This is a genomic window from Pseudomonas sp. SW-3 (assembly GCF_016615645.1).
GTDB classification, from domain to species: domain Bacteria; phylum Pseudomonadota; class Gammaproteobacteria; order Pseudomonadales; family Pseudomonadaceae; genus Aquipseudomonas; species Aquipseudomonas mandelii.
The window spans coordinates 1934337-1957398 of record NZ_CP067098.1 but is presented as its reverse complement, the minus strand read 5'-3'; the positions used below and the strand labels follow the sequence as shown (position 1 = coordinate 1957398).

The 23062-nt window shown below is 60.0% G+C and carries 27 protein-coding genes; 12 read left to right on the top strand and 15 right to left on the bottom strand.

Annotated features, from left to right (window positions below; genetic code table 11):
• The first annotated feature begins 66 nt into the window (after nt 1-66).
• Together JIO00_RS08825 and JIO00_RS08820 are read left to right on the top strand one after the other, a co-directional pair.
• Nucleotides 67-477: a hypothetical protein gene (locus JIO00_RS08825; protein ID WP_010461324.1), complete on the top strand. Its 411-nt coding sequence runs from the start codon at nt 67-69 to the stop codon at nt 475-477.
• 2 nt (nt 478-479) lie between these two features.
• A complete protein-coding gene (locus JIO00_RS08820; protein ID WP_010461326.1) occupies nt 480-962 on the top strand; it encodes a GreA/GreB family elongation factor in 483 nt (160 codons plus the stop codon).
• Nucleotides 963-968: 6 nt separating this feature from the next.
• Here JIO00_RS08820 and cysB read toward each other — a convergent pair whose 3' ends face one another.
• The 5 genes from cysB to JIO00_RS08795 form a co-directional block, all read right to left on the bottom strand.
• Nucleotides 969-1943: an HTH-type transcriptional regulator CysB gene (gene cysB / locus JIO00_RS08815; RefSeq protein WP_010461327.1), complete on the bottom strand. Its 975-nt coding sequence runs from the start codon at nt 1941-1943 to the stop codon at nt 969-971.
• Nucleotides 1944-2058: 115 nt separating this feature from the next.
• Complete coding sequence (locus tag JIO00_RS08810; protein WP_010461329.1) at nt 2059-2562, bottom strand: universal stress protein; 504 nt, start codon at nt 2560-2562, stop codon at nt 2059-2061.
• 95 nt (nt 2563-2657) lie between these two features.
• On the bottom strand, nt 2658-3563 hold the full coding sequence (locus JIO00_RS08805) for a 5'-nucleotidase (protein ID WP_200667973.1): 906 nt from the start codon (nt 3561-3563) through the stop codon (nt 2658-2660).
• A gap of 25 nt (nt 3564-3588) precedes the next feature.
• The gene (locus JIO00_RS08800) at nt 3589-4545 is read right to left on the bottom strand and encodes a putative 2-dehydropantoate 2-reductase (protein ID WP_200667971.1); all 957 of its coding nucleotides are present in this window, start codon (nt 4543-4545) and stop codon (nt 3589-3591) included.
• Nucleotides 4542-4928, bottom strand: a complete 387-nt coding sequence (locus JIO00_RS08795) for a thioredoxin family protein (RefSeq protein ID WP_200667969.1) — start codon at nt 4926-4928, stop codon at nt 4542-4544. The genes JIO00_RS08800 and JIO00_RS08795 overlap by 4 nt, the downstream gene beginning before the upstream one ends.
• Between JIO00_RS08795 and JIO00_RS08790 the strand changes: the two genes are divergently transcribed.
• Nucleotides 4927-5370 (top strand): PilZ domain-containing protein, encoded by a 444-nt coding sequence (locus JIO00_RS08790; RefSeq protein ID WP_010461337.1) that lies wholly within the window; start codon nt 4927-4929, stop codon nt 5368-5370. The two genes, JIO00_RS08795 and JIO00_RS08790, sit on opposite strands and share 2 nt — an antisense overlap.
• 161 nt (nt 5371-5531) lie before the next feature.
• Nucleotides 5532-6608: a 3-deoxy-7-phosphoheptulonate synthase gene (locus JIO00_RS08785; RefSeq protein WP_010461339.1), complete on the top strand. Its 1077-nt coding sequence runs from the start codon at nt 5532-5534 to the stop codon at nt 6606-6608.
• A gap of 66 nt (nt 6609-6674) precedes the next feature.
• On the opposite strand, the gene JIO00_RS08780 is transcribed toward JIO00_RS08785, so the two are convergent.
• Nucleotides 6675-6962 (bottom strand): GNAT family N-acetyltransferase, encoded by a 288-nt coding sequence (locus JIO00_RS08780; RefSeq protein ID WP_010461341.1) that lies wholly within the window; start codon nt 6960-6962, stop codon nt 6675-6677.
• 640 nt (nt 6963-7602) lie between these two features.
• Here JIO00_RS08780 and oprI point away from each other — a divergent pair.
• Nucleotides 7603-7854: an outer membrane lipoprotei OprI gene (gene oprI / locus JIO00_RS08775; protein ID WP_002553018.1), complete on the top strand. Its 252-nt coding sequence runs from the start codon at nt 7603-7605 to the stop codon at nt 7852-7854.
• Nucleotides 7855-7976: 122 nt separating this feature from the next.
• Here the strand turns inward: oprI and JIO00_RS08770 are convergent, their stop codons facing one another.
• The 3 genes from JIO00_RS08770 to JIO00_RS08760 all read right to left on the bottom strand — a co-directional run bounded on the left by JIO00_RS08770 (nt 7977) and on the right by JIO00_RS08760 (nt 10006).
• Nucleotides 7977-8948 carry a L,D-transpeptidase family protein gene (locus tag JIO00_RS08770; RefSeq protein WP_010461344.1) on the bottom strand — a complete coding sequence of 324 codons (972 nt, stop codon included), beginning with the start codon at nt 8946-8948 and terminating at the stop codon, nt 7977-7979.
• Nucleotides 8949-9050: 102 nt separating this feature from the next.
• Entirely contained in the window at nt 9051-9344 is a 294-nt protein-coding gene (locus JIO00_RS08765) for a hypothetical protein (protein WP_003226812.1), read from the bottom strand.
• 56 nt (nt 9345-9400) lie between these two features.
• Nucleotides 9401-10006 (bottom strand): arylesterase, encoded by a 606-nt coding sequence (locus JIO00_RS08760; protein ID WP_010461351.1) that lies wholly within the window; start codon nt 10004-10006, stop codon nt 9401-9403.
• Between the two features lie 10 nt (nt 10007-10016).
• Between JIO00_RS08760 and JIO00_RS08755 the strand changes: the two genes are divergently transcribed.
• From JIO00_RS08755 to greB, 3 genes are read left to right on the top strand one after another with little or no spacing between them, the layout of a single operon-like run.
• On the top strand, nt 10017-10700 hold the full coding sequence (locus tag JIO00_RS08755) for an ABC transporter ATP-binding protein (RefSeq protein WP_010461353.1): 684 nt from the start codon (nt 10017-10019) through the stop codon (nt 10698-10700).
• The gene (locus JIO00_RS08750) at nt 10700-13204 is read left to right on the top strand and encodes an ABC transporter permease (protein WP_077747920.1); all 2505 of its coding nucleotides are present in this window, start codon (nt 10700-10702) and stop codon (nt 13202-13204) included. Before JIO00_RS08755 ends, JIO00_RS08750 begins: the two co-directional genes overlap by 1 nt.
• 34 nt (nt 13205-13238) lie before the next feature.
• Entirely contained in the window at nt 13239-13736 is a 498-nt protein-coding gene (greB, locus tag JIO00_RS08745; RefSeq protein WP_007943614.1) for a transcription elongation factor GreB, read from the top strand.
• 4 nt (nt 13737-13740) lie between these two features.
• On the opposite strand, the gene JIO00_RS08740 is transcribed toward greB, so the two are convergent.
• The 3 genes from JIO00_RS08740 to JIO00_RS08730 form a co-directional block, all read right to left on the bottom strand.
• Entirely contained in the window at nt 13741-14049 is a 309-nt protein-coding gene (locus JIO00_RS08740) for a hypothetical protein (protein WP_010461613.1), read from the bottom strand.
• Between the two features lie 247 nt (nt 14050-14296).
• Nucleotides 14297-14731: a DoxX family protein gene (locus JIO00_RS08735; RefSeq protein ID WP_010461615.1), complete on the bottom strand. Its 435-nt coding sequence runs from the start codon at nt 14729-14731 to the stop codon at nt 14297-14299.
• A gap of 103 nt (nt 14732-14834) precedes the next feature.
• Complete coding sequence (locus JIO00_RS08730) at nt 14835-16256, bottom strand: transglycosylase SLT domain-containing protein (protein ID WP_077747922.1); 1422 nt, start codon at nt 16254-16256, stop codon at nt 14835-14837.
• Nucleotides 16257-16491: 235 nt separating this feature from the next.
• On the opposite strand from JIO00_RS08730, the gene JIO00_RS08725 reads away from it, so the two are divergent.
• The 3 genes from JIO00_RS08725 (at nt 16492) to JIO00_RS08715 (ending at nt 19563) form a co-directional block, all read left to right on the top strand.
• A complete protein-coding gene (locus tag JIO00_RS08725) occupies nt 16492-17301 on the top strand; it encodes a TatD family hydrolase (RefSeq protein WP_083374710.1) in 810 nt (269 codons plus the stop codon).
• A gap of 205 nt (nt 17302-17506) precedes the next feature.
• Complete coding sequence (locus JIO00_RS08720; protein WP_172792449.1) at nt 17507-18988, top strand: methyl-accepting chemotaxis protein; 1482 nt, start codon at nt 17507-17509, stop codon at nt 18986-18988.
• A 209-nt stretch (nt 18989-19197) separates the two neighbouring features.
• Nucleotides 19198-19563 (top strand): terminase, encoded by a 366-nt coding sequence (locus tag JIO00_RS08715; protein WP_010461619.1) that lies wholly within the window; start codon nt 19198-19200, stop codon nt 19561-19563.
• Here JIO00_RS08715 and JIO00_RS08710 read toward each other — a convergent pair whose 3' ends face one another.
• The 3 genes from JIO00_RS08710 to JIO00_RS08700 form a co-directional block, all read right to left on the bottom strand.
• Nucleotides 19564-20361, bottom strand: coding sequence for an acyl-CoA thioesterase (locus JIO00_RS08710; protein ID WP_200667967.1), 798 nt, complete (start codon nt 20359-20361; stop codon nt 19564-19566).
• A 231-nt stretch (nt 20362-20592) separates the two neighbouring features.
• A complete protein-coding gene (locus tag JIO00_RS08705) occupies nt 20593-21360 on the bottom strand; it encodes a CHAD domain-containing protein (protein ID WP_200667966.1) in 768 nt (255 codons plus the stop codon).
• Nucleotides 21361-21405: 45 nt separating this feature from the next.
• A complete protein-coding gene (locus JIO00_RS08700; RefSeq protein WP_010461623.1) occupies nt 21406-21684 on the bottom strand; it encodes a hypothetical protein in 279 nt (92 codons plus the stop codon).
• A 223-nt stretch (nt 21685-21907) separates the two neighbouring features.
• Between JIO00_RS08700 and JIO00_RS08695 the strand changes: the two genes are divergently transcribed.
• Nucleotides 21908-22948, top strand: a complete 1041-nt coding sequence (locus JIO00_RS08695) for a patatin-like phospholipase family protein (RefSeq protein WP_010461624.1) — start codon at nt 21908-21910, stop codon at nt 22946-22948.
• Nucleotides 22949-23062 lie beyond the last annotated feature (114 nt).

The following is a 23062-nucleotide window of genomic DNA, read 5'->3' as shown; positions in this document are numbered from 1 at the left end:
GCCGACGGCGATTAATCTTCGTGCGACAATCGCCATTTGCCCGCGACCACCCGCCAGGAGGCAGCCATGCCCTACCGTCCCGCCCCGCGCCGCCCGTTGCCGATTCAGCTCAATGCGCTGCAATTGACCGGCAGCATTGCCCTCGGTCTGTGGCTTGGATTCCTCGCAATTGCGCTGACCTGCTGGCTCGCCTCGCGCCTGCTGTTCAGCGAGCAACTCGCGCCGGTCGCAGCCGCTGTAGAGCAACTGGCCAAGCCGCCAGTGGTAGTGCAGCCGGTGCCGGACATCCCGGCGCAAAGCCCGCTGTTCGAACAGTACGAAGAGAACCTGCGCAAGAACGAGCAGCAGCAACGCATGGATCAGGCCCGCAGCAGCGGTCGCAACCTGTCCAATCCGAAATGCCAGTTCTGGCTGCAACAGGACCAGACCGCTCCGAGCGAAAAAAGCCGCGCCAATGTCCTGCAATTCTGCGACTGATCATGAATAAGCAAACCGTCCACCAACTGATTCTCGACAAGCTGCGGATTGATCTCGACATCGCCGAACGTGCCGCGCAAACCGCTTACGAAACCGCGACCCACGAAGAAAACATCGCCGAAAACAAGTACGACACGTTGGGGTTGGAAGCGTCTTATCTGGCGGCCGGACAAGCCAGGCGTGTCGAAGAAATCAGGCAGTCACTCGTGCTTTGCCAAAACCTGACCTTGCGCCCGTATGACCCACAACGCGGGATCGAAGTGGGCGCCCTGCTCGGCCTGGAAGACGAAAAGGGTCGTGAGCAGTGGCTGTTTCTGGCGCCTGACGCGGCGGGTCTGAAAGTCGATATGGTCGGACAGATGATCACCGTCATCACCCCTCGCTCACCGCTGGGTAAAAGCCTGCTGGGCAAGTTCGAAGGGGACGAGGTAGAGATTCTGGTGGCGGGCGCTCGGCAACAGTTTGCTGTTACCGAGGTGATTTAAAAGGGATCAGTGGACCGGCAGTTCGACGCCGTCGAACAGCTCTTCCAACTCCTGCTTGTTGTGGCACTGAATGGCCTTGGCCATGACTTCGCGGGTCAGGTGCGGCGCGAACTTCTCGATGAAGTCGCACATGAAACCACGCAGGAAGGTGCCACGACGGAAACCGATTTTAGTGATGCTGGATTCGAACAGGTCGCTGGCATCGAGCATGACCAGATCGCTGTCGAGTTTGGCATCGACTGCCATTTTTGCCACGATGCCCACACCCAGGCCCAGACGAACATAAGTCTTGATCACGTCGGCGTCGGCCGCGGTGAACACCACTTTCGGCGTCAGGCCGCGATGGCTGAAGGCTTCATCGAGCTTCGAACGGCCGGTAAAACCGAACACGTAAGTCACGATCGGGTATTCGGCCAAGGCTTCGAGAGTCAGCTTGGACACTTTGGTCAGCGGGTGGCCCTGAGGCACGACCACGCAGCGGTTCCAGCGGTAGCACGGCATCATCACCAGGTCGCCGAACAGCTCCAGGGCTTCGGTGGCAATGGCGAAATCCACGGTGCCGTCAGCGGCCATTTCAGCGATTTGCATCGGCGAACCCTGGTGCATGTGCAGGGCAACGTCCGGGTACTGCTTGATGAAATTGCTGATCACCGGCGGCAAGGCATAACGTGCCTGAGTGTGCGTAGTGGCGATCGACAGGGTGCCTTTCTTCTCGTTGGAGAATTCCTGGGCGATCTGCTTGATGCTTTCAACCTTGCGCAGGATCTCGCCGGCGGTGGTGATGATGCGCTCGCCGGCTGGGGTGACGCGGGTCAGGTGCTTGCCGCTGCGGGCAAAAACCTCGACGCCCAGTTCGTCTTCCAGCAGACGGATCTGCTTGCTGATGCCCGGTTGCGAGGTGTAAAGGCTTTGGGCCGTAGCGGAAACGTTGAGGTCGTGGTGCGCCACTTCCCAGATGTAGCGCAGTTGTTGAAGCTTCATATGAATCCCTCAAAGCAAGGTAGACGCCACGGGCATCAGCGACGATATATAACTATATTAATGGTTCGAAGAATAAATCTAGAACTTTTTTGTCAAATTGCCACTATCTGTTGTTCTAGCGATCCCCTTGGCGGCGACGTTCAACCAGCGGCACCAGATAAACCGGCACCCGAGACAGTTGCAATACCCGCGCAGCGGTCCGGCCCAGGGGTGTTTCCGCACCTGCACCATGGCTATGACTACCTACGATCAACAAATCCACGGAGAGTTTCTGCGCCTGGTCGAGAATCACCTGTGACGGGTCACCCTGCAGCACCCGCACCGCTTTGATCCGCTCCAGATCCTGCTCCCCTTCATCCCCCAACTCTTCACGAAAGCTGTCGAGCACCCGCTGCTCGATATTGGCGATCACCGTATTTAAGCCCTGACTGTGAAACTCGTTCAAGGCCTGCTCATCGAGGTAACTCTGCAGCACCGATTCGGCAAACAACCCCATGGGTTCAACGGCGTGCACCACATACAAGTCAGCATTGAATGTCCGCGCCAGCGCCAAGGCATGCTGCATCACCAACGGTGCGTACAGCCCGAGGTCCGTGGCATACAGCATCGAATGAATCATATGACCTCCTCGCGTGCCAACATGGCGGAGATTTGATTCAGCTTAGCAGTGCCTTGGCGAGTGCGACGTGCGGCGTAACGTGTTGAACGGCGGGCTTAAACTTTTTGCTCGTTGCTGATGCCGTGGGGCACGTGGCCGGTGGCGACCACTTCGCGGGCCAGTTCACAATGTCCGGCCTGGTCGTCGAAAAACACATCGGCGGCGAACGCTTCGAGAAACGCCGACTTGGTCAGCCCACCAAGAAACAGCGACTCGTCCAGACGAATGTCCCACTCGCGCAAGGTACGAATCACCCGCTCATGGGCTGGCGCCGACCGCGCCGTCACCAGAGCGGTGCGGATCGGACAGGCGTCATCGGGAAACTCGCGTTGCAACAGATTGAGGGCGGCGAGGAAGCCTTTGAACGGACCTCCGCGCAAAGGCTCGCGGGCCGATTCGCGTTCGCTGGCCTGGAACGCTTCCAGGCCGCCAGACTGATAGATCCGCTCGGACTCGTCTGAAAACAGTACGGCATCACCGTCAAAGGCGATGCGCAATTCATCGCTGGCTGCACGGCTGGCACCGCCCGACAGAATGGTTGCTGCAGCAAATCCGGCATCCAGCGCGCTGCGCACGTCTTCGGCGTGGGTGGAGAGAAACAGGTCGCAGCCAAAGGCCTTGAGGTACGGATAAGGACTGCGCCCGCCAACGAACGCCGCGCGGGAAATCGCCAGGCCATAATGATTAATCGAGTTGAATACGCGCAGGCCGGTGTCGGCGCTGTTGCGCGATACCAGAATCACCTCGACCCGGGCCCGACCGAGGCTGGCGTTCAGATTGAGCAGTTTCTCCACCAACGGAAACGCATCCCCGGGCGCGAGGATTTCGTCTTCGTGCTCGATCTGATATTGCCGGTAGGCTTCGACGCCGCTCGACTCATAAACCTTGTGGCTTTCGTCCAGGTTGAATAGCGCTCGCGACGAGATCGCCAGCACCAGTCTGTCGTCGATAGTCTTTGCCATGCCCTTCCCCCTCAGGTTGATCGACTTACGTGTTGCGTCGATCGATAAAACTCAAGCCGCGATACAAGGCCTCGATTCGCGGTAATTCGCAACCCGCCGCCTTGGCCGCCGCCAGAGGTCGCGCGTAAATTGCCTGCAGTTCCAGCGGTCGTTTGTGCAGAAAATCGTGGTACATGCTTGGCCAATAATCGGGCATTTTCTCGGTCACCTTGAACAAATGCTCGGCATACCCGGCCGGTATGTCGTGACCGCAAGCGATTGCCCCCTGAACCACTTCGGCCATCAGCGCCTGGATCAGTTCCCGGCTGTCGGCATCGGCCATCAACGGCGTGGTGCTAGCCCCAAGCAGAACCGACAGGCCGTTGTAAGGGATATTCCAGACCAGCTTTTGCCAGCGTGCCTGGTGCAGATTCGGCATGGCCTGTGAGTCGATGCCGGCCGCGCGGAACAGTCCGGCGCCCTCCTCGACAATCGTCATTCGCGCCTGCTCATCGGCTGCGGGACCGCTGTGGTAGCCAACGTTCACCGCGCCGAGCGCTTGATGGGTTACGACGCCAGGCCCTTCGCGATGGACGCAGATAAAACACAGCCCGCCGAGCAGGTGCAGGGAATCGGGAAGTAACTCACGCAAGCTGTCTTCGACGTCCAGGCCATTTTGCAACAGCAGGACATTGGCATTCGGCGCGGCGGCCTGGATGATGGCGGGCGCGAGGTCCGCGTTGCTGGTGGTTTTTGCGCCGACCAACAACCAGTCACAAGCGGGCATGTCCTCAGCAGACGAATAGGCCTGGACCGGGTTCAGCGTCAATGCGCCATGCACCGCACTGTCAACGTGCAGCCCGCGTTCGGCGACCGCTGCAAACTCACTGCGCAACAAGAAGTGCACATCGAACCCGGCACGCGCCAGCATCACCCCGTAGAACCCGCCGATCGCGCCGGTTCCGATAATACCGATTGTCGGTTTGGCAACTGCCCCCATCATGGCAACTCCTCTGCATGTCGACTGAGCGCCTGGCGCACGGCTTCATTGAGCCCGGTGCTGGTCAGGCGCGACTGTACTGCCCCGAAAAACTCGCCGTCGCGCACTACAAACAGCGCCGGCAAATGAAAAACCTGATAACGCTCGACCAGCCCGCCATTGTCTCCGGCATCGATCCAGCACAGCCGGTCGATCATCAGATCGAGTCCTGGCAATTGCTCGCGGGCAAAACGGCAACTGGCGCAGCCGACACTGGTGAAAATCACCAGCGACACACCGCTCATCGCCAGCAGCCGCTGGTCGGCGTCGAAATCAGTCAGTTGCAATTCGACCACTATACTGGGGGGAACAATGTCAAATGGCCGACACAGGGAGTTTGTGTTCATGGGACGTTTTTTACCTCACCCTGACGATGTGCCCGTCGAGTTAACGTTGCTCAAGCATGAGTGCATTTCGCGGCAACGGCTGCACACTATCAGCCTCGGCGGCATGGCTTGCAATTACCACCGCGCCTGGCGCCACGGTACGGCGCTGGAAGTGCGCATGCCAACGTTGAATCCCGATTTGCGCTATCTGGGCTATGTGGCCTGGTGCCTGCGACGCAAACGCGGTTACCTGGTGGGCATTGCCTTCGTCGACGAACAGATGCTGTTCAGTGCGCGAATGGGCGAGCAGGTTTGCCAGATCGAACGTTATTGCCGCCTGCGTGACGCACACGATGACCTGCAGGATATTCAGGCCCTGGCACTCGACTGGGTCCAGCAGCATGCCGACGAGTTCTCTCACGACACGGTTCGCAAGGCATTTGCACAGCCTGCGCTGGGTTAGGCAACGCTCTCAATTAGTGAGAATGCCCCTAAAACCAGCGTCTGCCCATTGTCGAGCAGGCGCGTAACGCGCTAAGGTTCGGCTCCCCGACGCGCTTAATTTGCTGTGCTCCGCCGCGCGGGTTCGCTGGCGGCCGGCACCCGTGACCTGACGAGTAAACGATGGCTGATTTACCGATCAACGACCTAAACGTCGCTTCCAACGAGACCCTGATCACTCCCGATCAGCTAAAGCGTGACATCCCTCTGAGCGACGCTGCCCTGCGCACTGTCACCAAGGGCCGTGAAGTCATTCGCAATATTCTTGATGGCACCGACCACCGCCTGTTTGTTGTCATCGGGCCTTGCTCGATCCACGACATCAAGGCTGCCCACGAATACGCCGAGCGCCTGAAGGCGCTTGCGGCTGAAGTGTCCGATACCCTGTATCTGGTCATGCGCGTGTATTTCGAGAAGCCACGCACCACCGTCGGCTGGAAAGGCTTGATCAACGACCCGTACCTGGACGACTCGTTCAAGATTCAGGACGGTCTGCACATCGGTCGTCAATTGTTGCTGGACCTGGCCGAAATGGGCCTGCCGACCGCAACTGAAGCCCTCGACCCGATCTCCCCGCAATATTTGCAGGACCTGATCAGCTGGTCGGCCATCGGCGCGCGCACCACCGAATCCCAGACTCACCGTGAAATGGCCTCCGGCCTGTCCTCGGCAGTCGGCTTCAAGAACGGCACCGACGGCGGCCTGACGGTCGCTATCAACGCCCTGCAATCAGTTTCCAGCCCTCACCGCTTCCTGGGTATCAACCAGGAAGGTGGCGTGTCGATCGTCACCACCAAGGGCAACGCCTACGGCCACGTGGTCCTGCGCGGTGGCAACGGCAAGCCGAACTATGATTCGGTCAGCGTCGCGCTCTGCGAGCAAGCGTTGAACAAGGCGAAGATCAAGCCGAACATCATGGTCGATTGCAGCCACGCCAACTCCAACAAGGACCCGGCCCTGCAACCGCTGGTGATGGAGAACGTCGCCAACCAGATCCTCGAAGGCAACCAGTCGATCATCGGCCTGATGGTCGAAAGTCATCTGAACTGGGGCTGCCAGGCTATTCCGAAAGACCTCGCCGACCTGCAATACGGCGTGTCGATCACTGATGCCTGCATCGATTGGTCCGCTACCGAAAATACCTTGCGCAGCATGCACGCCAAGCTCAAGGATGTGCTGCCCAAACGCGCTCGCACCTGATCACGTTTCGCCGCACACAAAAACGCCGGGCTAAACCCGGCGTTTTTTTGTGTTCGTATTTTAAGGTTACTGGCTCAGCTTGGCGGCATGCCGCTGGTGACGCTCCATGTAGCGCTCGACGTAAGAGCACGATGGAATGACGGTGTAACCCATTTCCTCAGCGTACTCCAACGCCTTCTCGGTCAAGGCTGCCGCAATGCCGCGACCACGCAGCGCGTTGGGCACAAAGGTGCGATAGATATCCAGGGTCTGTTTCCCCAGATCCATATAGGTCAGGTAGGCACGATGACCGTCCACACTGGTCTCGAACTGATGACCAGCCTGGTCATGGTGGATGGACAACGCCTCGCTCATCACTACTCCTCGCGGGTCTTGAATTCTGACCCCTACCTTACCGATGTTTTTCCGGCGAAGGAACATCTACGCCACCTCGTGCCTGAATGGACACCGAGAAGAGCGGCACCGATCTCGCACAACCGAGCACGTATCAAATAGTAGGCACCATTGGCAGAAATGCTCAAGGTACGCTCGTCATCGCGCTCAGTGGCGGGTGCTGCTCCGGGTGACGCAGGGACGGCTCGACCGGAGATATCTGCGGGTCGATAGCCTGAACATTGCCGGATGTTGAGACTTAAGACGAACGCGCGCTCTTAAAGTCACCATCAAGATGGATAAAGATTATGAGAGCCACGGCGCAAAATCCGAACAAAAGTATGGACGAATCCATATAGACAGACTTTAGCCAAGAATGAGAAAAACAGCGGTGAGTGCACGGAACTTTTTTAGGCGGCTCGCTCATCTCGGGCCTCCTGGCTGGATATTTTTTAAACAACGCAGTTAAAAGTTGCTCGAAAAAGAATCAACGCCTACAATTTTTTTTGCTTCTTGCTACACGTCAGTTTACTTACTAGAAGTAATGGGTAGTATGTACGCCGGCTATTTCCTCACTCTGAGGAGACAGCTACTTAATAGAAAGTCCTTGAAGGGGAACACGATGAACAACGTTCTGAAATTCTCTGCTCTGGCTCTGGCCGCAGTTCTGGCTACCGGTTGCAGCAGCGTATCGAAAGAAACCGAAGCACGTCTGACTGCTACTGAAGACGCAGCAGCTCGCTCCCAGGCTCGTGCAGACGAAGCTTACCGTAAAGCTGATGAAGCTCTGGCTGCTGCTCAAAAAGCACAACAGACTGCTGACGAAGCTAACGAGCGTGCTCTGCGCATGCTGGACAAAGCTAGCCGCAAGTAATAATCCTTCGGGGTTGTTATCAAGCCGACCCATTTTTGGGTCGGCTTTTTTTTGCCCGGTGTTTCCTGCCGGCCATAAAAAACCCGCCGACGCGGCCTGCGTCGGCGGGTTCTTTTCAAGCCTTACTGCAGCGGATCGATCGGCGCACTCGTCACCATCGACGTAGAAGCGTTCGGCACTGCGATTTCAACCGGCAAGCCATCTTCAGCGGCAACCACGTCACGCACCACATCCCAATTCATGCGCAGGTTGTTGGTGATGTCCTCGCGCTTGAGCATCGCGTTGATCACCGCGGTGTGCTTGTCGACCACCGACGGGTTGCCGTTGTCGTCCAGCGGGGTGTGCGCTTCCAGATACACCTTGCCCCCACTGACGCCAAACTTGTAAGGGTCGTTGATGATGCGCACCGACGTCCCGACCGGCACCATGCCCGCCATTTCGAGCACGTTGTTGTTGAACATGCGGAAGCAGCCGTGGCTGGTGCGCATGCCGATGCCGAACTTCTTGTTAGACCCGTGGATCAGGTAGCCCGGCGTGCCCAAGGTGAATTTGAACGGCCCCAGTGGATTGTCCGGGCCTGCCGGCACGACGTTCGGCAGCGGATCGCCATCAGCGGCGTGCTCGGCCTTGATCGACGCTGGAGGGGTCCAGGTCGGATTCGGCGTCTTGGCGATGATGCTGGTATGGGCAATCGGCGAGCCCCAGCCTTCACGGCCGATACCCAGCGGGAAGGTGTACACCACGTTCCGGCCTTTCGGGAAGTAGTAGAGGCGGTACTCGGCCAGGTTGATGACGATGCCTTCGCGCGGACCCGGTGGCAGGATGAAACGCGTCGGCAGGACGATCTCGGTGCCAGCGCCCGGCAACCATGCATCGACGCCAGGGTTGGCCGCGACCATTTCCGAATAGCCCAGATCGTAAGTGGTGCCGAGGTCGGCGAAGGTGTCTTCGTACTTGGCCTTGATCACTTGTACCTGACCGATGATGTCTTCACCGGGCGGTGGCAGGGGCAGCTCCAATGCGGCTACGGGGCCCGCCACACAAAGGGCGGCAAGAGACAGGCAGCGGGTGACGGCAGGAAAACGCGGCAACATCCGGAAAATCCTTCGCATGATCGACAAGGGTATAAAAACGCGATTGTACACTGGCATCTGGAAAATCGGGGAGTTGACCGATAGCAAGCAATCTATCGGCTTCTAAAGCTCGAAACGCAGTTCCGGCCAGATCGGCGAGGTGCCGCGCTTCTGCGATTCGAGAATGGCCCGGCACAGCGAACACAGGCGCTGGTCCTGGAACACCCGGCGGTCGACACTCGACCAGCGCGGTTGCGCGGGCAGCAGACTGCCGCACAAGGTTCGATCGGCCGAGCCGCCCAGCTCCAGCTGACGGGTCACCAGATGCACCCGCACTTCCTGGCAGGCGAACAGATCCAGCTGTTCGTCAGGCTCGATCAGTTGGTAGGCAAAAAGGGACCAGGCAGGACGCGGCATCGGGGGCTCCAAATCGGGGGCGCCACCTTAGCCGAAACACCGCCGCTAGAAAAGCGTCAAAGCAGCGGTTTCAGTGTCGGCCAGACATTTTCCAGCAACTTGTCCTGAGCGCCCGCAGCCGGGTGCAATCCGTCGGCCTGCATCAAGTCCGGATGACCGCCCACGCCGTCGAGAAAAAACGGTACCAGCGGGATGTTTTTCTCTTCGGCCAGTGCGCTGTAGACCTTCGCAAAAGCCTCGGTATAACGAACTCCGTAGTTGGGTGGCAACTGCATGCCGAGCAAAAGCACCTTGGCGCCACTGTCTCTGGAGCTGTCGATCATCGACGCAAGGTTTTGTTGCAAATTAGCTGGGGGCATTCCGCGCAGGCCATCGTTGCCGCCCAATTCGAGGATCACCAGCTCAGGCTTATGCTCTGCAAGCAGCGCAGGCAGGCGCGCCTGGCCTCCGGCACTGGTGTCGCCGCTGATGGAGGCATTGACCACCTTATCGTCGAAACCTTCGCGCTTGAGCCGTTGCTCAAGCAGCGACACCCACCCCAAGCGGGTATCCAGGCCGAAACCGGCGCTGATACTATCGCCAACGATCAGGACAGTACCCGCCGCTGCGTTCTGGGCCATGCACATCAAGGCCAGGCCAGCACTCAAAAACCACACACGCATCGGATTCTCCATGGGCGCAAGCATTCTCACCGCGAAGAACCTCAGCAAAGTGGTTCCCAGCGCGGAAGGTGAACTGACTATCCTGCACGAACTCAGCCTGGAACTGAACAAGGGCGACAGCCTGGCCATCGTTGGCGCCTCCGGTTCCGGCAAATCCACTCTCCTGGGCCTGCTCGCCGGCCTCGATCTGCCGAGCAGCGGTGAAGTCACCCTCGCCGGCCAGAGCCTGAGTAATCTCGATGAAGACCAACGGGCGCGCATTCGGGCCGAGCATGTGGGTTTTGTGTTTCAGTCGTTTCAACTGCTGGACAGCCTGAACGCACTGGAAAACGTCATGCTGCCGCTGGAGCTCGACGGCCGCAAAGATGCCCGCGAACGTGCCACTCAATTGCTCCAGCGCGTTGGCCTGGGCCAGCGTCTGACCCACTCACCCCGCCAGCTCTCCGGCGGCGAGCAGCAGCGCGTTGCGATTGCCCGTGCGTTTGCCGCAGAACCCGATGTGCTGTTCGCCGATGAGCCCACCGGTAACCTCGACAGCCACACCGGCGAGCGCATCAGCGACTTGCTGTTCGAACTCAACCAGGAACGCGGCACGACCCTGGTGCTGGTGACCCACGACGAACGCCTGGCACATCGCTGCCGGCGCCTGATCCGCCTTGAAGCCGGCCTGCTGGTCGCCCCTCTGGAGCCTTGATGGCACGCCTGCCGCTGTTGCGCCTGTTCAGCCTTGCCATCCGCCAACTCCTGCGCGACGCCCGCGCCGGTGAGTTGCGCGTGTTGTTCTTCGCCCTGGTGGTTGCCGTGGCGGCGAGTACCGCCATCGGTTACTTCGGTGCCCGCCTGAACGGCGCCATGATGTTGCGCGCCACCGAATTTCTCGGCGCCGACCTGTTGCTTGAAGGCAGTTCTCCCGCGCGTCCGGAACAGATCAAAAGTGGCACGGAACTGGGACTCGAACACGCTCAAGTAGTGGAGTTCTCCAGTGTCATCGCCACCGACAACGGCATCCAGCTGTCCAGCATCAAGGCCGCCGACGACGTTTATCCGCTGCGCGGCGAACTGAAAAGCGCCCCGGCGCCCTTCGCCCCGGAAGAAGCCGGTGGCGGCCCCAAACCCGGCGAAGCCTGGGTCGAAGCGCGACTGCTGACCGCGCTCGACCTGAAGATCGGCGACAGCATCGATGTCGGTCTGCGCACTCTGAAACTGGCCCGCGTCCTGACTTACGAACCGGACCGTGCCGGCAATTTCTACAGCCTCACGCCACGGGTGCTGATCAACCTCAGCGACCTCGCCGCAACCGGCGTGGTGCAACCCGGCAGCCGGGTCAGTTACCGCGAACTCTGGCGCGGTAAAGCCGAGGCACTGGAAACCTACCGTCAACTGATCAAACCCGGCCTGGCTGCCAACCAGCGCATCCAGGATGCTCGCGACGGCAACCGACAGATCGGCGGTGCGCTGGGCAAGGCCGAGCGTTACCTGAACATGGCCAGCCTGGTGGCGGTTCTGCTGTCCGGCGTGGCGGTGGCGCTGTCGGCAACACGCTTCGCCACTCGCCGATTCGACGCCAGTGCCTTGCTGCGTTGCCTGGGTCTGTCGCGTCGGGAAACCATGGTGTTGTTCAGTTTGCAGCTGACGGTACTTGGCCTGCTCGCCAGCCTCGGCGGCGCGCTCCTCGGCTGGCTTGCACAGCTTGGATTGTTCGCGTTGCTGCATGATTTGTTGCCAACCGACGTACCTCCGGGCGGTCTGTTTCCTGCCATCGCCGGGATCGGCACCGGGCTGGTAGCCTTGGCCGGTTTTGCCCTGCCGCCACTGGCTGCACTCGGTCGAGTTCCGCCACTGCGGGTGCTGCGTCGAGACATGCTGCCGATTCCTTCCAGCACCTGGATGGTCTATGGCGCTGCGCTGGGCGCCCTCGGCCTGATCATGTGGCGCCTGAGCCTCGACCTGGTGCTGACCTTCGCCCTGCTCGGCGGCGGCGTGATCGCGGCGGTCATACTCGGCGGGTTGCTGTTGCTGCTACTCAAAAGCTTGCGTCGGATGCTGGCACGCGCTTCATTGCCCTGGCGCCTCGGGCTAGGCCAACTGCTGCGTCATCCGCTGGCGGCTGCGGGACAAGCCTTGGCCTTCGGTTTGATCCTGTTGTCGATGGCGCTGATCGCTTTGCTGCGTGGCGAGTTACTGGACACCTGGCAGAACCAGTTACCGAAAAACGCACCGAACTATTTCGCCCTGAACATCCTGCCCGCCGACAAACAGGCCTTCACCGATCGACTGATCGAGCTGTCAGCCCAATCGGCGCCGCTGTACCCGGTGGTGCCGGGACGACTGATCAGCATCAACGGCGAGCCGGTACAGGAAATCGTCAGCAAGGATTCGGCGGGTGACCGGGCTATCCAGCGCGACCTGAGCCTGACCTGGGCCGCGGACCTTCCGGCGGGCAACAAGCTCACAGCGGGCAACTGGTGGAGCGAACAGCCAGCCGATGACGTTCCTGGCGTGTCGGTGGAAGGCAAGGTCGCCGAAAGCCTGAAGCTCAAGCTTGGCGATCACATGGTTTTTACCGTCGGCGGAGCCAATCGCGAAGCGAAAGTCACCAGTCTGCGGGAGATCAACTGGGACAACTTCCAGCCGAACTTTTTCATGATCTTCCAGCCTGGCACGTTGAAGGATTTGCCGGCGACCTACCTGACCAGTTTCTATCTGGCGGCGGGTCACGACCAGCAGATTGTCGACCTGTCCAGGGCCTTCCCGGCGGTCACCATCCTGCAAGTCGAAGCCTTGCTGGAGCAGCTGCGCAGCATCCTCGCTCAAGTCACCTTGGCCGTAGAATACGTGCTGCTGTTTGTATTGGCGGCGGGGATGGCGGTGTTGTTCTCGGGCTTGCAGGCGACCCTCGATGAGCGCATTCGCCAAGGCGCGCTGCTGCGAGCACTGGGGGCCGAACGGCAATTGCTGGTCAAGGCGCGGCGGATCGAGTTTGGTTTGCTCGGCGCGGTCAGTGGCCTGTTGGCGGCGTTGGGGTCAGAACTGGTGAGCCTGGTGCTTTATCGCTACGCCTTCGACCTGCCGTGGCATCCACATCCGTGGCTGTTGGTGTTGCCGTTGATTGGCGCAGTGTTGATCGGCGGCGCCGGTGTATTCGGTACCCGTCGCGCGCTGAACGCCAGCCCCCTGACAGTGTTGCGCGAGGGTTGATAGACTCAAGACTCTCCCCTCACAAGAAGTTGCCATGAGCCGTTATCGCCCTCCCCGCCCCGCAGGCACCGCGCTGATCACCCCGGAAGGTGAAGCGCGGATGCGGGCCGAGTTTCATGAGCTCTGGCATGTCCGTCGGCCTCAGGTGACGCAATCGGTCAGCGAGGCAGCGGCACAGGGCGATCGTTCGGAAAACGCCGAGTACACCTACGGCAAAAAGATGCTGCGCGAAATCGACAGTCGCGTGCGCTTTCTCACCAAGCGTCTCGAAGCACTGAAGGTTGTCAGCGAGAAGCCAAGCGACCCGAACAAGGTCTACTTCGGCGCCTGGGTCACCATCGAAGATGAAGACGGCAAAGAGTCACGCTATCGTATTGTCGGGCCGGATGAGCTGGACTTGAAACTGGGCCTGATCAGCATCGACTCGCCGCTCGCCCGCGCGTTGATCGGCAAGGCGCTGGACGCCGAGGTTCGGGTCCAGACACCCACCGGTGAACAGTGCGTGTATATCGTGGCGATCGAGTATCTCTAAAGCTTCAGCGGCGCGTGATCAAACCTTGCCGGGCAACCCGGGTCAGCTGCCTGATCACCTCTGGCGCCTCTTCGACGCTGGGCGATTGAATCACCGCCAGATCAAAACTGTCGCTGGCAAACCGCGCCAGTGATTCACCGTCTTCGACAAACTGGATCAGGAACGCTGCAGGGCCGCCGGTACGACGTGGCCAGCCATCGAGATAACGCAGGAGCGTCGGCTGATGTTTTCCGCCAAGCAGGATTTTGGGGTTGCGCTGGGTGAGGTGTGCCGTGATCGGCGCGGGGCGTACAACGGGGCTTAGTGCATTCATTGGGTCGTGTCTCTGCCTCAAAAGTCTGCATGGCAGGTGAGAGGCAACACCGAACCAGCGCTTTAGCGGTATTTCGAAGCCTGTTACTAGCTTCTATCGGCAACTGGATGAGTTACCTGGCGCCCCGCAAGTAGCTGTTTAAATCGGCGCATGAGCAGCATCCTAGAGAAGCTGACCGGACAGTGTCAAGAATGACGCGCAACAAAAAGGCCCGCGCAATGCGGGCCTTTTCGTTGAGCCAGAGCGGTCAGTCAGCGATCGCGCGGTCTACCGACAGTTTGCCGGCACCCTCGATCAGTACCGCGATGCTGCCGCCGAGCAAGGCCAGGGCGAATTCATAACCGTTGTTGGTCATGAACAGGCCGTGGCTGATGTGCACGGTAAAAATGGCGACCAGCGAAAGGAAGGTCAGCCCCAGTGCTGCCGGACGTACCAGCAGACCTATGATCAGGGCCAGACCGCCGAAGAACTCGGTACCACCGGACAGGATCGCCATCAGGTGACCCGGTGCCAGACCCAGACTTTCCATGTACTGCGCGGTGCCGGCTATGCCGTAGCCACCGAACATGCCGAAGAGTTTCTGCGCACCGTGAGCAGCAAAGATGATGCCGACGAAGATTCGCAGAACGGTCAAACCGTAGCCAGCGCGGGTAAACAGTACCTTGTTGATCAGTGTGCTCATGCTGTGTCATCCATAGTGATTGTGTGTTGGTTGGCCGTCATACTAATCGATAAAACAAATGTTAAAAGCGCATTATTTGCGACATAACAATCAGTTTAGCCGATCATTTCCGTGAGGCAACTTTCTGCCCCTGAGGCTCCAACGATTCCCTCTCACGATCGAACGCCAGGTAATACTTGTTCACGCTATTAACATAGCTGACGGCACCCATTCCCACCTGCTCCATTGCAATGCGCTCGACCTGGAAGAACCACTGATTGGGATTCAGGCCTCGGCGTCGGGCTTCGGCGCGCATGCCCTGCACCCGCTCCGGCCCCATGTTGTAAGCCGCCAGCACAAACGCCATGCGCTCGCGCTCGTTGAGTTTGGGGCTTGCGAAGAACTTGCGTCGGATCATTGCCAGGTACTTGGCCCCGGCCTGCACATTGGCGTCGAGGTTCTGAATGTTGTTGACCCCGACGCGCTGGGCGGCGGACGGGGTGATCTGCATCAGGCCGGTGGGTCCGCTGCCGCTTCGGGCGTTGGGTTGCAGGGCAGACTCCTTAAACGCCAGTGCTGCCAGGTTCAGCCAGTCCATGCCCTGGGCATCTGCGTGCTTTTGCAGCACCGGGCGAAGTTTTTCCAGACGCTGCCGATCAGCCTTGGCCAATGGATAGTGCACTTGATACAGACGTCGATAGATGCGCAGGAACGCCGCATCCTGGTCCGACGGCTTCTTGTAGGTCGTCAGGAAGCGATCGATGCTCGCGCGCAGCATCGAAGCGTCGCGTCGCACGAACCAGAACTCTTCACCCGGATCGCTGATCGACACCTGCTTATCGAGACGTAGTTTGGGCAGGATCTTGCCCCAGCGCTCGGCAATCGGCTGCTCGACGATGGTCAGGTGAAAGATCCCGCCCTGGACCATTTCCAGAACGTCTTCGACCGCCAGACTGGGGTCGACCCATTCGATTTTCATCGGTGCCAGTTTGTGCAGCGCCAGCTTTGAATTGATCTGACTGACCGCATCCCCAGCCGCGCTGCCGGTGGGCAGCGCCAGGGTCTTACCCGAGAGTTGTTCGACGCGGGTGTAACGGCGCTCACCCTTGATGCCCACCAGCACCAACGGGATGTTGCTGGCAATCGGTTCACTGCTGCTGACCGCATGGCCCGGTTGCAAATCGAGCAGTTCCCCCGGCGCCACCAGGTCGCCCTCCCCGCGTTGCAAGGCACCGAGCAGTTGGTCCTTGCCTTTGGGAATGATCTTGAGGGTTATTTCCTGCCCGTCACGGGCGTGACCGTTGAGGTATTGCTCGAAGGCGCGCAGGCGGTGGTATTCGACGCCGATGGCCTGGCCCTGGACTTCACCGGAACTGTTGCGGCTCTGGTTGACTAGCACCCGCAGCACACGACTGCTGCGAATCTCCGCCAGGTCACGGACCTTGGCCGCCGGCACGGCTTGCAGCGGGCCGGCCAGACGCGCGACCGCCGGCATCGGCAGCAGCAACGAACAGCACAGCAGTAGCAACATCGAGGGACGTGTCATCCACTCTCCGGAAAGAATACTGGGCCGACCTCATGAATTTTCATGAAATCGAACGACAGAAACAGAGCGCCTTGAGCGCTGACAAAGTGCAAAAGACTGGCACAGTGATGGCACCCTGGCCACCCCTGCGTGTCTCGCGGCATCAAGAGACAGCCTTAACTCGTTGTAGTTCTTGGCTTTTCTTATAAATCTACAGCTCTGATATGCTTTCCGGCCTTTGGTCCGAGGTAGCACCATGCAACTCATCGATATCGGCGTCAACCTGACCAACCCCAGTTTTGCGGATAAGCACCAGGCCGTACTCGATCGCGCGTATGCCGCGGGGGTCTGCCAATTGGTCCTGACCGGCACCAGTGTCGAAGGCAGCGAGCAGGCGCTGGAGCTCTGCCGGCAACTGGACGAAACGGCCCAGCGACTGTTCGCCACCGCAGGCATTCACCCTCATTCGGCCAGCGACTGGAACGCCGACAGCGACCAGCGCCTGCGCAGTTTGCTCAAGGAACCCAACGTGGTAGCCGTGGGTGAATGCGGGCTGGATTTCAATCGCGATTTCTCGCCGCGTCCCCAGCAGGAAAAAGTCCTCGAAGAGCACCTGGCGATGGCGGTGGAGCTGCAATTGCCGGTGTTCCTTCATGAGCGCGATGCCAGTCAGCGACTGCTGGAAATTCTCCGTGATTACCGCGATCAGCTGCCGGCAGCGGTGGTGCATTGCTTCACCGGGGAAAAGAAGGCGCTGTTCAGCTACCTCGATCTGGATTTGCACATCGGCATCACCGGCTGGATCTGCGACGAGCGCCGGGGCACGCATCTGCATCCGTTGGTGAAAGAGATCAAGCGCGGGCGCTTGATGCTGGAGAGCGATGCGCCGTATCTGTTGCCACGCAGCTTGCGACCCAAGCCGAAGAACGGTCGCAATGAACCGGCATATTTGACTGAAGTGCTGCGGGAAGTGGCGTTGCATCGGGGGGAAGCGGAAGAGGATCTGGCCGCCCACACCACCGCCTGCGCTCGCGCGTTCTACGGCCTGCCATCAATCCCCCGGTAACCACAAATCCCCCTGTAGGAGCGAGCCTGCTCGCGATGGCGTCGGCACATCCAACATTAATGTGACTGGCAAGGCGCTATTGCGAGCAGGCTCGCTCCTACAGGGGGGTTGCTGATCGTTGATCCACATCAAGTCCGGAATCCCTGCATAGCGGCACAATGCTGGCACCTTGCCAATGCTGTTTCCGCTATCAGAGAAGACCTCCATGGGTGCCTGGCTTAGCAACATCTCACTGAAGTACAAATTCTGGGCGGTCAATGCGGTCGCCTTCTTCACCACCCTCTTGCTGGTGCTGTACGCCGTGCAGCTCGAACAACAGGCCCGCAGCCACGCCTCTCAAGTGTCGGCTCAGGCGCAGGCTCGCTTGCTCAATGCCTGGCCTGCCGGACAACCGCTGCCCAAGGCCGATAACCTGCTGACCTACAGTCGCGGGCAGGCGCCGTTGCTGAACGAGCAGCCGGTGCTGGAACTGGCCGATGCCAGGGGCTGGGTCAAGATCAATTCAATGCCGCTGTTCGGCGACAACCCGTTGATGGGCGCCGAGGTGTTCTCCCGCCCCGACGGTCAGCAGATCGCGGTGATCGCCCATGGCCCGAGCCTGAGCCAGGTGTTTGGCGAACGCTTCGCCAATTACGCGGTGGCGGTGTTCATCCTGATGCTGGCGATGCTGGCCGCTTCGCAGCTATTGATCCGCTTCCTGCTGAGCCAACTCAACACCTTGAAAGATGTGATGCTCCACGTCGAGAAAACCGGCGACCTGTCAGCCCGTGTGCCGCTCGCCTGCAAGGACGAGGTCGGGCAGATGGCCAATGCCTTCAACGCGATGCAGGCCGGATACCAGCGAGTAGTCAACACCGTTGCCAGCACCGCCCGGCAACTGGATGTCGGCGCGGCACGACTGGCCTCAAGCATGAACGAGGTGCGTCACGGCATGCTCGGCCAGCAAAGCGAAACCGATCAGGCCGCCACGGCGATCAACGAAATGACCGCCACTGTCTATCACATCGCCCAGCATGCCGGCGCGACCCGCGACCTCTCGCAAACCGCCGATACCTTGGCCGGTAGCGGGCAGGAAGTGGTCAGCCGGGTACAGAAATCCATCGCCGGGTTGTCCAGCGGCGTGCAGCAGACGGCCGAGATGATCCAGCGCCTGGCCGAGGACAGTCAGAAAATCAACGGCGTGGTCGGCGTGATTCACAGCATTGCCGAGCAGACCAATCTGCTGGCCCTGAATGCGGCGATCGAAGCGGCCCGCGCCGGCGACATGGGCCGTGGCTTTGCGGTGGTCGCCGATGAAGTGCGCAACCTGGCCAAGCGCGTGCAAACTTCGACCGACGAGATCACGATCATGGTCTCCGCGCTGCAGGCCGGGACTCGGGACGCGGTGGACTTCATGCAGGAAAGCTCATTCAAGGCTGACGACTGCGTGCAACAGGCCCAAGAGGCTGGTGTCGCGCTGGCACAAATCACCAGCGCGGTGGCACAGATGCGCGAAAGCAATACCCAGATTGCGGTGGCGGCCGAGCAGCAGAGTCAGGTCGCGGAAGAAATGAACCGGGCGGTGGTGAGTATTCGGGACGTGACTGAGAACACCGTGCAGCAAACGGTGGATTCGGCGACGACCAGTAATGATTTGGCAGCGTTGGCTGGGGAGTTGAACAAGGCGATCGGGCAGCTCAAGCTGTAAGGGCTCTTCGCGGGCAAGCCTCGCTCCTACAAGGGTTGGCGATGCTTTTGATGTTGCAGGAGCGAGGCTTGCCCGCGAAGGCGTCAGACCGGTCACAATCAATCCCGACCATGGCCGCTATCACTCTGATAGCCAACCTTGATTCGCCGCCCGCAGTGGCCAAGCCTATTCTTCAATCATGTGTTCAACATGGATCGAGGATTAGCATCATGGGCAAACGTCACCCCAACCTACCCGCCTGGCAATGGCGCGCCTACCCGGGCAATCACCAGCACCCGACCAATCTGGTGTTGCACCTGATTGCCGTGCCGCTATTCATCGTGGCGTTTTTGCTGATTGTTTCCGGGGTGTTCGGCCTGAACTTCGTGAACTTCGCCATCGGTGTCATTGGCGTGATCGCTGCATTAGGCTTGCAGCGCCACGGCCACAGCCTGGAGACGCAAGCCTCCGAGCCGTTCAGTGATCGTAAGGATGCGTTATCGCGCTTGCTGGTCGAGCAGTTCCTGACCTTTCCACGGTTTTTCCTCAGCGGCGGCTGGTGGCGCGCCTGGCGTGAGCGCCACCGTCGTCATTGATCAGGCGAAAATCGTCACCGTCTGCCGGCTCATGGCGATCAACTGACCATCCGCGCTCCACAGTTTCGCGGCCGCGTGACCGTAGCCGTCAGCGCCATGCTCGATTTCCACCAGGTATTTGCACCAGTCCAGCGTACTCAACTCGAGCAACGGCTGGACGAATTCTATGGTCCAGGTCAGCGTGCTGCCCATCGCGGGTTTGCTCAGGTGTGGCAACAGGGCCGGTGGCCAGGCGTCCACCAGCGCCAGAATATGCGACTCGCCGAGCGCCTCTTCCTTCACGTCCCCACGCAAACGCACCCAGCCACCCATATCGCGGGATTTGTTGCCGGTGAACGGCAGACCGCCGACACTCCAGCGCATCGCCAGATGCTGCATGAATTCCGGTAGTACGCCTTTGATATAAGGCAGTTCCTGGCAATCGTCCCAGTGCTTCATTTCAGGTGCCGGCTCGGCCGCGACCGCCACTTCGGAAGGTCGCGAGGCACCGAAGCTGCCCTGGATCAACGTCACCACTTGCCCCTTTTGCATCGCCCGGCCCAGCACCTGGCTGACGGCTTTGCCGTCGCGCAACACATCGACCTCAAAACTGACCGGCACTTCGGGTTCGACTGGCCCGACAAAGGTGATCGCCAGCGAACGCACCGGCCGATCCGCCGGGACTTTTGCGCGCATGGCTTCGTATTGCAACGCGGCCACCAGGCCACCGAAACTGGCACGCCCCTGAGCCCATCCGGCCGGAATAGACAGCGCCAGCGGCTGGCTGCGGACGGCGTCGAGCAGATCGGAAAAGCGCATGGAAACCTCAGTGCGGAAAAAGGATGGAGAGATCTTAACCAGCCAGCGCAGGCGGCACAGCGCTTATTCCGGCCAAAAGCACTGACAGATGAGCCGTGCTTGTCCCTGGTTCAACACCCAAACCACTGTGGGAGCGAGCCTGCTCGCGAAAGCGGCTGTCAGCCAGCTCGAATGCCGACTGATACACCGCTTTCGCGAGCAGGCTCGCTCCCACATTTGATCGGGGTGTTTTCAGGATTTGAAGCAGGCATCGCTGAGTTTGTCGAGAACGCGGTCGGCGCGTTCCTCGGCCTTGGCCATGGTGGTTTTCCAGACGGCGACACACGGGTGCAGATCAGGCTCTTGTTCAGCCCTGGCCAGCCATTGAAAACAGTCATGCCACTCACCCAGGGCACCTTGTGCCGACTTCAAACGTGGCATCGCCGCATCGGGCAATCGGTCAAGTTCGGGGTAGGCATCGATGCCATAGCGCACGCGCTTGATCAACAGACGCAAGCGATGGCGATCATGGGCAGGATCGTGCAGGGCCTGATCGAGTTTCTTCCATTGCTTGGCGAGGCGCTTTTCGATGCGTTTGCGCAGGCCCTTGAGCAGGCCCTGACGCTGGGAAGCACGGAGGAAACGCGGAAACGCGTCGAGAATCATCAGTAACTGCGTGACCTCGGGGCTTGTTGCCACCGCCGGATACGCCTTGGCCATATGCGCCATACGTCGTTGCGCGGCCTCGGGTTGACCGTTCTTGAGCAGGTAGGCCGCCAGCACCTCGCGATCACGCAACGGCGTGGTCAACTCGCCAACCCGGGACGACGCCGCCTCCAGTTGCTCGACGCCAGGCAGCCCGCGCAACGGTCGCAACAGACTGCGCAGCCGGCGAACCGTGGTGCGCAGCTCGTGCAACGCTTCCGGGTCGGTGCGCGCACTCAGGCGCGCCTGGCAAGCCAGCAGACGAACTTCCAGACTCAGTACTTGAGCCACCAACCGATCAACCAAGGCCGACATCGCTTGCTCCCTGAATCGAATGTCCACTATTACCTACATCATGCCTCAACGGCCGGCACGTGACTCACGAATATAGAAGCGGGCCTTCTCGGCTTTCTTGGTGCAGCCTTCGAAGCCTTCGAATTGCTGCTGGGTCTTGGCCGCCGTCAACAGCGACAGGGCCTTGGAGTAGCTGACGGTGCCGGCGAACCCCTCGGCCTTGGCAAGGTCCAGTTCATGCCACGCCGCATCGAGTCCACTACCGCAGCTGTCACGATAAGCGGTTTTGCCGGCACAACCGGCAAGCGCCAGGGCAATCAATGGCACGCAAATCCAGGCTTTCATCACTCACACCTCAACATTAGGTAAACAGTCGTGCTGGTAAGACGGTCTGGCACGTGAAAAGTGCCTTGGCCCCGCCGCGCAAACGTCAAGTGTGCGTGAGAATACCCATGCGCCGCCATGGAGTGTCGAAAAAACGACGCACTTGGCCCACCAAGCGACCTAAGCGATTGAAGCGCCCCCCGTGATGGGTGCATTGTTGAACCTTGTCAGACGAGGGCGATTCATGAAAAAGCGTGTCGCACTGGTGCTGGGCTCAGGCGGGGCCCGGGGCTATGCCCATATCGGTGTCATTGAAGAAATCGAACGGCGCGGCTACGACATCGCCTGCATCGCAGGATGCTCGATGGGCGCCGTGGTCGGCGGGATCTATGCCGCCGGCAAACTTGACGATTATCGCGACTGGATCGAAAGCCTGGACTACCTCGACGTCTTGCGTCTGGTGGACGTCAGTTTTCGTCTGGGCGCGATTCGCGGGGAGAAAGTGTTCGGGCAGATCCGCAAGATCGTCGGCGAGATCAACATCGAAGACCTGCGCATCCCTTACACGGCGGTGGCCACGGACCTGACCAACCAGCAGGAAATCTGGTTCCAGGAAGGCTGCCTGCACCAGGCCATGCGCGCCTCGGCAGCGATTCCGAGCCTGTTCACACCTGTGATGCAGGGCAATCGCATGCTGGTGGACGGCGGCATTCTCAACCCTTTGCCGATCGTGCCCGTGGTGTCGAGCCATTGCGACCTGATCATTGCGGTCAACCTCAACTCCACCAACCAGCGCCACTATAAACTGCCGGTGATTCAGCGTCCGCCCGCGTTCAAGACGCGGTTCGACAGCCTGATCAATTCCCTGGGTTCAAAAATGCCGTTCCGCCGCAAGCAGGCCGAACAATTGCTGCTGCTGGAAAAGGAAGCGTTGATGGCCGAAGCGGCCGACATCAACCCCTGGATCGAATCCGCCGAACCCGAAGCCCAGCAACCGGCAGCCGCCCCCGAACGCGAAGGCGCACCGAAATCCGCCACAGGTTCGTTCATCATCGACAACGTGGGCCCGGCGTCGTTGCTGGACCTGATCAACCAGAGTTTCGAGGTAATGCAGACGTCGTTGGCGCAGTACAAGATTGCCGGGTATCCGCCGGACATCCTGATCAACGTGCCGAAACGGGTGTGCCGGTTTTTCGAGTTTTACAAGGCGCCGGAGTTGATCGCGCTGGGGCGGGAGATTGCGCGGGATACGCTGGATAGATACGAGAATGAGCGGGATGCCTGAAGTTTTCGGATGAAGGTGCGGGCCTCTTCGCGGGCAAGCCTCGCTCCTGCAGGGTTTGAGTCGTTCGCGAGCTTTGTGAACGATTCACATCCTGTAGGAGCGAGGCTTGCCCGC

Coding starts and splice junctions, on each gene's coding strand:
- JIO00_RS08825 (WP_010461324.1), top strand. CDS start 67: ATGCCCTACCGTCCCGCCCCGCGCCGCCCGTTGCCGATTCAGCTCAAT.
- JIO00_RS08820 (WP_010461326.1), top strand. CDS start 480: ATGAATAAGCAAACCGTCCACCAACTGATTCTCGACAAGCTGCGGATT.
- cysB (WP_010461327.1), bottom strand. CDS start 1,943: ATGAAGCTTCAACAACTGCGCTACATCTGGGAAGTGGCGCACCACGAC.
- JIO00_RS08810 (WP_010461329.1), bottom strand. CDS start 2,562: ATGATTCATTCGATGCTGTATGCCACGGACCTCGGGCTGTACGCACCG.
- JIO00_RS08805 (WP_200667973.1), bottom strand. CDS start 3,563: ATGGCAAAGACTATCGACGACAGACTGGTGCTGGCGATCTCGTCGCGA.
- JIO00_RS08800 (WP_200667971.1), bottom strand. CDS start 4,545: ATGATGGGGGCAGTTGCCAAACCGACAATCGGTATTATCGGAACCGGC.
- JIO00_RS08790 (WP_010461337.1), top strand. CDS start 4,927: ATGGGACGTTTTTTACCTCACCCTGACGATGTGCCCGTCGAGTTAACG.
- JIO00_RS08795 (WP_200667969.1), bottom strand. CDS start 4,928: ATGAACACAAACTCCCTGTGTCGGCCATTTGACATTGTTCCCCCCAGT.
- JIO00_RS08785 (WP_010461339.1), top strand. CDS start 5,532: ATGGCTGATTTACCGATCAACGACCTAAACGTCGCTTCCAACGAGACC.
- JIO00_RS08780 (WP_010461341.1), bottom strand. CDS start 6,962: ATGAGCGAGGCGTTGTCCATCCACCATGACCAGGCTGGTCATCAGTTC.
- oprI (WP_002553018.1), top strand. CDS start 7,603: ATGAACAACGTTCTGAAATTCTCTGCTCTGGCTCTGGCCGCAGTTCTG.
- JIO00_RS08770 (WP_010461344.1), bottom strand. CDS start 8,948: ATGTTGCCGCGTTTTCCTGCCGTCACCCGCTGCCTGTCTCTTGCCGCC.
- JIO00_RS08765 (WP_003226812.1), bottom strand. CDS start 9,344: ATGCCGCGTCCTGCCTGGTCCCTTTTTGCCTACCAACTGATCGAGCCT.
- JIO00_RS08760 (WP_010461351.1), bottom strand. CDS start 10,006: ATGCGTGTGTGGTTTTTGAGTGCTGGCCTGGCCTTGATGTGCATGGCC.
- JIO00_RS08755 (WP_010461353.1), top strand. CDS start 10,017: ATGGGCGCAAGCATTCTCACCGCGAAGAACCTCAGCAAAGTGGTTCCC.
- JIO00_RS08750 (WP_077747920.1), top strand. CDS start 10,700: ATGGCACGCCTGCCGCTGTTGCGCCTGTTCAGCCTTGCCATCCGCCAA.
- greB (WP_007943614.1), top strand. CDS start 13,239: ATGAGCCGTTATCGCCCTCCCCGCCCCGCAGGCACCGCGCTGATCACC.
- JIO00_RS08740 (WP_010461613.1), bottom strand. CDS start 14,049: ATGAATGCACTAAGCCCCGTTGTACGCCCCGCGCCGATCACGGCACAC.
- JIO00_RS08735 (WP_010461615.1), bottom strand. CDS start 14,731: ATGAGCACACTGATCAACAAGGTACTGTTTACCCGCGCTGGCTACGGT.
- JIO00_RS08730 (WP_077747922.1), bottom strand. CDS start 16,256: ATGACACGTCCCTCGATGTTGCTACTGCTGTGCTGTTCGTTGCTGCTG.
- JIO00_RS08725 (WP_083374710.1), top strand. CDS start 16,492: ATGCAACTCATCGATATCGGCGTCAACCTGACCAACCCCAGTTTTGCG.
- JIO00_RS08720 (WP_172792449.1), top strand. CDS start 17,507: ATGGGTGCCTGGCTTAGCAACATCTCACTGAAGTACAAATTCTGGGCG.
- JIO00_RS08715 (WP_010461619.1), top strand. CDS start 19,198: ATGGGCAAACGTCACCCCAACCTACCCGCCTGGCAATGGCGCGCCTAC.
- JIO00_RS08710 (WP_200667967.1), bottom strand. CDS start 20,361: ATGCGCTTTTCCGATCTGCTCGACGCCGTCCGCAGCCAGCCGCTGGCG.
- JIO00_RS08705 (WP_200667966.1), bottom strand. CDS start 21,360: ATGTCGGCCTTGGTTGATCGGTTGGTGGCTCAAGTACTGAGTCTGGAA.
- JIO00_RS08700 (WP_010461623.1), bottom strand. CDS start 21,684: ATGAAAGCCTGGATTTGCGTGCCATTGATTGCCCTGGCGCTTGCCGGT.
- JIO00_RS08695 (WP_010461624.1), top strand. CDS start 21,908: ATGAAAAAGCGTGTCGCACTGGTGCTGGGCTCAGGCGGGGCCCGGGGC.